Annotated in this window: 8 protein-coding genes; all 8 read right to left on the bottom strand. The window is 51.6% G+C overall.

Translation table 11 applies throughout. From position 1 onward, the window contains the following. On the bottom strand, nucleotides 1-375 hold a 375-nt coding region (locus ACTG33_RS15045), incomplete at its 3' end, for a PilW family protein (RefSeq protein WP_439136045.1). Nucleotides 376-380: 5 nt separating this feature from the next. Then, a complete protein-coding gene (gene pilV / locus ACTG33_RS15040; RefSeq protein ID WP_439136044.1) occupies nucleotides 381-860 on the bottom strand; it encodes a type IV pilus modification protein PilV in 480 nt (159 codons plus the stop codon). Nucleotides 861-871: 11 nt separating this feature from the next. Continuing rightward, nucleotides 872-1,453 (bottom strand): GspH/FimT family pseudopilin, encoded by a 582-nt coding sequence (locus tag ACTG33_RS15035; RefSeq protein WP_439136043.1) that lies wholly within the window; start codon nucleotides 1,451-1,453, stop codon nucleotides 872-874. Between the two features lie 164 nt (nucleotides 1,454-1,617). After that, entirely contained in the window at nucleotides 1,618-2,562 is a 945-nt protein-coding gene (ispH, locus tag ACTG33_RS15030) for a 4-hydroxy-3-methylbut-2-enyl diphosphate reductase (protein ID WP_439136042.1), read from the bottom strand. 73 nt (nucleotides 2,563-2,635) lie between these two features. Next, nucleotides 2,636-3,085, bottom strand: coding sequence for an FKBP-type peptidyl-prolyl cis-trans isomerase (locus ACTG33_RS15025; RefSeq protein WP_439136041.1), 450 nt, complete (start codon nucleotides 3,083-3,085; stop codon nucleotides 2,636-2,638). 13 nt (nucleotides 3,086-3,098) lie between these two features. Further along, nucleotides 3,099-3,614 (bottom strand): signal peptidase II, encoded by a 516-nt coding sequence (gene lspA / locus ACTG33_RS15020; RefSeq protein ID WP_439136040.1) that lies wholly within the window; start codon nucleotides 3,612-3,614, stop codon nucleotides 3,099-3,101. Between the two features lie 43 nt (nucleotides 3,615-3,657). Continuing rightward, nucleotides 3,658-6,456, bottom strand: a complete 2,799-nt coding sequence (ileS, locus tag ACTG33_RS15015) for an isoleucine--tRNA ligase (protein ID WP_439136039.1) — start codon at nucleotides 6,454-6,456, stop codon at nucleotides 3,658-3,660. Between the two features lie 66 nt (nucleotides 6,457-6,522). Beyond that, nucleotides 6,523-7,173: riboflavin biosynthesis protein RibF (gene ribF / locus ACTG33_RS15010; RefSeq protein WP_439136038.1), on the bottom strand; the 651-nt coding region annotated here is incomplete at its 5' end.

Here is a 7,173-nt window from a genome sequence, read left to right as displayed (position 1 = left end):
CACATTTCCCGACGCCCACAAATCACCAGAAAAGGCAGAGGGGAAATTAGCCTGAGACTCACTGCCATCCCAACCTTCGACACCAAAGCCGTTATAAAAAGTATCTGTTCCATCGACAACGTTAGCGACGTTGGCTGATGCACCACAGCCGTTGTAGCCTGCCATTTTGAGCTCATAGCCCAGCTCATCCATGGCAAAGCGGACGTTTTCCTGGATATAAGCAATTTCATTATTCAAACGAAACTTGGAACGGTTATCCAACAACAGCTGGACAACACCAGCCAAAATAATGGAAACAACCAGCATAGAAACCAGCAACTCTACCAACGACAAACCCTGCTGGCGGGCGCACGGCGGCGCAAAATATGTATTCATAATTGTTATATCTGACTATCAAGTTGCAATTGAACCAGACCATCCTTCACACTGGCCTGAGCAGACTGAGCAGCAGACTGCCCCCCCATATCATCATCGAAGCGAACCTTAACGGTCACCGTGTTACCATCAATATCAACCTCGCCGTCCCCCTGAGGAAGCTGATCCGCCAAGTCCGCGAGCCACTGCGACTGATCCCATTCTTTCAACTGCTCAGAGGTACACTGGCTGACCCCACAGTCGGTAGCTGCAGTAACAGTGTCACTAAAGAAAAGATCGTAGTCATCTCTCTTTTGACGATTCGCTCTTATTCTTTCGACCATATCAGAGGCCAAATATGAGGCCTGGCTGTAAAGGTGGGCGCTGTTATTTAAGCGTACGGCCTGGTTCTGCAAACTGGCCATGCCCAGCAAGCCAACCCCCAACACAAACAGCCCTACCATCACTTCCAGCAGCGCGAAACCACTTTGCTTGCACTTGCTCATACGCAGATTCCTTAAGAGCAGGAAATGGCAACCGGGTCGCCATTATTATCAACTTGAATGTAGTAATCACCAGAAGCATCCAGCCTTGAAGTCACGCCTCTTCCCGAGCGCAACAGCATAATGCCCCGAAGATAATCATCGGATGGTGAGCACACTTCAAAAGTGGGCGTACCCGCAGCAGGAAGCTGAATTGTGCCTTTATTACCAAACTGCACAAATGCCGCACTGCCTTGCAGACCGTAATTGGCAGGAATGCTCTGGTACACACGCAAGATTTCTTCAGCGGCATTCACAACACCCGCGGTACCACTGCTGTCGTTATCCAGAAAAACAATCCAGCCTTGATTCCACTCACCCGCTGCTGCACAACTGGCGCCATCTGCACTACGGCAAACAGAAACGGTGGTATTGCGACTTATAGCCTCTTGTCTTGCCAACGCTATACTCCGGGCAAGAGCTTCCTGGGCTGACTCCACGTTATTTTTTTCAATCATGTTCTGATAAGAAGGCACCGCAACAAGCAACAAAATTGCAGCAATCGCCATCACGACTATCAGTTCAATCAGGGTAAAACCAACATTTATCTTTTTCATAGTGTCAGATATACCAAACGACCATCGAATAATCGCTCACAAGGGGATAAAAGCTCATCTTACCCGACGAGCGGAGAGGTTATATAAAAAAGGCTGCTTATAATAAGCAGCCTTGTGATATTGGTCACATTTTTCAGGAAGGGCGAATTTCGGGGCTTTTGGGGTTACCGCAGCTCTTTCGGTAGAGAGAAACGAACGTTCTCTTCGATACCATGCACTTCCACTGCTGGAGTAGCACCGCAGTCTCTCAGGCGCTGGATCACGGCTTGCACCAGGACTTCCGGCGCCGAAGCCCCCGCGGTGATGCCTACCGCTTTTTTACCGTGCAGCCATTCCGGCTGTATGTCTTCAGCACCATCAATCAGATATGAGGTGGCGCCGCAGCGTTCAGCCAGTTCTTTCAGACGGTTCGAGTTGGAGCTATTAGGAGAACCTACTACCAATACCAAATCATTCTCAAGAGCCAGCTGCTTGACGGCATCTTGACGGTTTTGGGTGGCGTAGCAAATATCGTCTTTGCGCGGCCCGGCGATTTGGGGGAAACGCTCTCGCAACGCATCGATTACCTTGGCGGTATCGTCCATGGACAAGGTGGTCTGAGTCACAAAGCTCAGCTTATCCGGGTTTTTGACATCCAGCTTGGCGACGTCTGCCTCGTTTTCCACCAGATAGATTTCGCCGCCGTGGGCGTGGTCGTACTGCCCCATGGTGCCTTCTACCTCGGGGTGCCCCTGATGTCCGATCAGAACACACTCGGCTCCTTCCTGCGAGAAACGAGTGACTTCCATATGGACTTTGGTCACCAGCGGGCAGGTCGCATCAAACACTTTCAGGCTGCGACGATCCGCCTCTGTGCGTACAGCTTGCGAAACACCGTGAGCACTGAAGATGACGATGACGTCATCGGGCACTTCTTCCAGCTCTTCGACGAAAACCGCTCCGCGATCGCGCAAGCTGTCCACGACAAATTTATTGTGAACCACTTCGTGACGCACATAGATAGGCGCACCAAAGACGTCCAGTGCACGATTGACGATATCAATAGCACGATCGACCCCGGCGCAAAATCCGCGGGGGTTGGCGAGGTTAATCTCTACTTCGGCAGCCATACCATTCGGGCCTCTGTTTGCACATCCTGTACTGTCATATTTAATCAATCCCTCGTTTAATCTGTGACGGAGATTAATGTGTCACCGCCGGGGAAACCCCCAAAATCTCAACTTCAAACAGAATATCACGCCCGGCCAGCGGGTGATTGAAATCGACAGTAACGGTCTCATCGTCGAACGAAGCCACAATGCCAGGCAGCTCGGCTTTTTGAGCATCCGCGAACGACAACATTAAACCCTCTACCAACTCTACCTCGTCATCAAACTGATCGCGAGGCATGACCTGCATATTGTTTGGGTTCGATTGACCGAAGCCGTCTTCCGGTTTGATCACGAAGGTATTCTTGTCACCTGCAACCATTCCAGTCAATGCCCGCTCAAAACCAGGCAGCAAGTTACCGTCACCAACTACAAAGGTGGCTGGCTTGCTGTTGAAATTGGAATCAATCACATCGCCGTTTTCCAACTTCAGGGCAAAATGCAGAGTTACTTCTGTGCCTTCATCTATGGCTATATTCGTCATATTCACACTTCATTTAAATCTGTTTATCATTTGACTGGACCGACAACTCATCCTTTTTAGGTGAGCGGAACGAATCAACAATCAACATACCGGCGCCTACGCAAATGGCGCTATCGGCAATATTAAAGGCGGGCCAGTAGTGGTGCTGATAGTGCACAACAATAAAGTCCACCACGTATCCGAGAACAACCCGATCATACAGATTGCCAATCGCCCCACCGAGCACCAGCGCCAGAGCAACTAACATCCAGCGCTGAGCTGTTTCTACCCGCGCCATCCACACGACCAATACGACACTGACAACTCCGGCAATCAAACCAAAGAACCAACGCTGCCAGCCTCCGGCATCACTCAGAAAACTGAAGGCGGCACCCTTGTTGTGGAGCAAGGTGAAGTTGAAAAAGTCGGTAATCACCCACGGCTGACCGTAAGTGAACGTCGCACTGACCCAATGTTTACTGATTTGATCCAGCGCGATCACCAGAATTGCCAGACCGTACCATTTCCACACCGATGTTTTTACCATCATAAGTTCTATCTTGTGTTCTTAAATGTTGGAAGAGGCAACCTAATCAGGCAAATTGGCGCTGTTCACCGTCGCCCGCAACGTTCTCGACGCAACGGCCACAGATGTCTTCATGTTCAGGTTGAGAACCTACATCCTCTCTCACATGCCAGCAACGCGCACACTTTTCGCCATCCGCTTTGGTGATCAATACTGACAGCCCTTCCACATCGGTGGCTTCTGCACCTTCAACAGATGCCGCAGACACCTTCGCTGCGGAAGCAATCAGCACAAAACGCAGTTCATCTTGCAAAGCATTGAGCTGCTCTGCCAACTCACCATCACAGCACAAGGTGATATCCGCCTCCAAAGAGCCGCCGATGACGCCTTCGCCACGCTTGGATTCGATCACTTTATTGACCGCATCTTTTACCTCAGCAATGAAGGTCCAGTACTCACCGGTCATGGGTACATCTTTCGGCAGCCGTGGCAGATCATACCACTCGGCAATAAACACATTGCCAGCACGATCACCAGGCATCTGGCCCCACAACTCATCCGCCGTGAAACTCAGGATCGGAGCGATCCAGCGAGTGAACGCCTCGATGATGTGGTACAGCGCTGTTTGTGCAGAGCGACGAGCCACACTGTCGGACTTGGTGGTGTACTGACGATCTTTGATGATATCCAAATAGAAACCACCCAGATCCACCACACAATAGTTGTGCAGCTTCTGATAAATACTGTGGAAGTTGTAACTGTTGTAAGCCGCTACAATTTCTTCCTGCAACTGAGCTGCGCGCTCCATGGCGTAGCGGTCCAATGCCAGCATATCTTCAGGCTGCATGGCATCCGTTGCCGGATCAAAACCATTCAGGTTAGACAGCAGGAAACGGGCTGTGTTGCGAATACGACGATAAGAATCAGCCGTGCGTTTCAGGATCTCGTCAGAGACCTTCATCTCTCCACTGAAATCGGTCGCAGACACCCACAAGCGCAGCACATCGGCACCCAGCTCGTTCACCACCTTCTGTGGAGACATCACGTTGCCCAGTGACTTGGACATCTTGTGGCCTTTCTCATCCACCGTAAATCCGTGAGTCAGCACCTGCTTGTAAGGCGGCACGCCGTTCATGGCCATGGATGTTTTCAGAGACGACTGGAACCAACCGCGATGCTGATCCGAGCCTTCCAAATACAGATCCGCCGGGAAACGCAGGTAATCGCGCTTCTTGAGAACAGCATAGTGAGTCACACCAGAATCAAACCAGACATCCAGCGTATCGGTGACTTTGGAGTAGTTTTCCGCTTCGTCACCCAGCAGCTCGGCAGCATCCAGCTCGAACCAGGCGTCCATCCCTTCCTGCTCGACCTTCTTGGCAACGGCTTCGATCAATTCAGCTGTCTTTGGATGCAACTCCTGAGACTCTTTATGGACAAACAGTGCAATAGGTACACCCCAGGTACGCTGACGGGAGATACACCAGTCCGGACTGGAATCCAGCATGCTGTCGATGCGCGCGCGACCCCAATCGGGAATCCACTGCACGCCGTCGACGGCTTTTTTCACATCGCCCAGCAGATTATTCTTGGTCATACTGACAAACCACTGCGGCGTGGCGCGATAAATCAGCGGCGTTTTAGTCCGCCAGCAATGCGGGTAGCTGTGCGTCAGCTTGGTTTGATACAGCTGTGCGCCATGCTCTTCCAACGTTGCCAGAATTTTTTCATCGACTTTATAGACGTGCTCACCGGCGAACAGCTCCACGCCATCACGGTACACGCCATTGTCATCCACATAATTCAGTGTGCCGATGCCGTACTTGGCACCCACATTAAAATCGTCTACACCGTGATCCGGAGCCGTATGAACACAGCCGGTACCGGCATCCGTGGTCACGTGATCGCCCAAGAGCACGGGCACCTGCTTATCATAAAACGGATGCTGCAACGCCAGGCTTTCCAGTGCCTGCCCCTGAACACGTCCCACCACACGGTAATCTTCGATACCGGCGCGAGACAAAACAGATTCGTACAGGGCTTCAGCCATCAGCAGACGCTCATTGCCCGCTTGCACCACCACATAATCCAGATCGGCATTCAGACTTACCGCCTGACTGGAAGGCAAAGTCCAGGGGGTGGTCGTCCAGATCACCACCGACACATCACCATCGCCGCTCAGCTCAGGAATCGCTTGAGAGAGCACATCCAGATCCGCCACCTTGTAGCGCACATCAATGGAGCTGGACACCTTGTCCTGATACTCCACTTCCGCTTCGGCCAACGCAGATCCGCCTACCACACTCCAGTAGACTGGCTTGAACCCTTTGCGCAGGTGGCCGTTCTCGACGATCTGGCCGAGCGCCCGAATAATATCGGCTTCAAAGCCGTAATCCATGGTCAGATAAGGATTGTCCCACTCACCCAGAATACCGAGACGAACGAAGTCTTTTTTCTGGCCTTCCACCTGACGCGCCGCGTAGTCGCGACATTTCTGGCGAAACGTTTTGAAATCGACTTTGGCACCGGCTTTACCGACTTTCTTTTCAACATTATGCTCAATCGGCAGACCGTGACAATCCCAGCCAGGCACATAAGGGGCGTCAAAGCCGCTCATGGTTTTTGACTTGATGATGATATCTTTCAGAATTTTGTTGACCGAGTGACCGATGTGAATATCACCGTTGGCGTAAGGAGGGCCATCGTGAAGAATAAACTGATCCCGACCGGCACGGGCAGCACGAATGGACTCATACAGTTTTCCATCCTGCCATTTCTTCAGCATGCCAGGCTCGCGCTGCGCCAGATTGGCTTTCATGGCGAACCCTGTTTTCGGGAGATTTAACGTCGGTTTGTAATCGGTCATATTTCCAACAACTGTCGTTTGATATTCATTTGGCTGAACATAAGCCAGCCATCTATTTATTTCTGATCAGGAAACAGATTCGCCAGCGAAATACATCTTCGCTTCGTCAATGTCCCGGTATATTTGCGCTTTCAGCAATTCCAGCGAGTCAAACTTTTGCTCGTCACGCAGCTTGTGCAAAAACTCTACAGTCATAACCTCGCCATACAGCGAGTCTTTAAAATCAAGCAGATGGACTTCCAGTATCGGCTTGATCTTCTCGCCAATGGTGGGTCGTACGCCCACATTGGCAACACCATTGCAGACACGTCCATCAGCCAAAGCCGCGCGAACCGCAAATACGCCCTGCAACGGCGAACGATAGCGATGCAAATGCACATTGGCGGTGGGCACACCCAGAGTACGCCCCAACTGCTGACCGTAACCAACGTGCCCACTGATGGTATAAGGCTTACCTAATAACTCAGCGGCCTTGTCAAAATTCGCCTGTTCCAGCTCACGGCGAATGCGAGTACTGCTGACCCGCTCACCATCCACCTCGAAGGTGTCGGTATCACTCACCTCAAAACCGTGAGTTTGACCGGCTTTGCAGAGATAGCCGTAACCGCCACTGCGATCCATGCCAAAACGGAAATCATCGCCAACAATCAGATGCTTCACACCCAGGCCGTCCACCAGAATTTGCTGCACAAACTGCTCTGCCGACAAGGATCGCAA

Origin of the sequence: Pseudomaricurvus sp. (genome assembly GCF_965662505.1) — a bacterium.
Taxonomy (GTDB): domain Bacteria; phylum Pseudomonadota; class Gammaproteobacteria; order Pseudomonadales; family Cellvibrionaceae; genus Pseudomaricurvus.
Note: the sequence above shows the minus strand (reverse complement) of the source record. Positions and strands in the feature narration are given on the sequence as shown.

Excerpts from the sequence above, each read along its gene's own strand:
- pilV (WP_439136044.1), bottom strand. The coding sequence starts at position 860 with ATGAGCAAGTGCAAGCAAAGTGGTTTCGCGCTGCTGGAAGTGATGGTA.
- ileS (WP_439136039.1), bottom strand. The coding sequence starts at position 6,456 with ATGACCGATTACAAACCGACGTTAAATCTCCCGAAAACAGGGTTCGCC.
- lspA (WP_439136040.1), bottom strand. The coding sequence starts at position 3,614 with ATGATGGTAAAAACATCGGTGTGGAAATGGTACGGTCTGGCAATTCTG.
- ACTG33_RS15025 (WP_439136041.1), bottom strand. The coding sequence starts at position 3,085 with ATGACGAATATAGCCATAGATGAAGGCACAGAAGTAACTCTGCATTTT.
- ACTG33_RS15035 (WP_439136043.1), bottom strand. The coding sequence starts at position 1,453 with ATGAAAAAGATAAATGTTGGTTTTACCCTGATTGAACTGATAGTCGTG.
- ispH (WP_439136042.1), bottom strand. The coding sequence starts at position 2,562 with ATGGCTGCCGAAGTAGAGATTAACCTCGCCAACCCCCGCGGATTTTGC.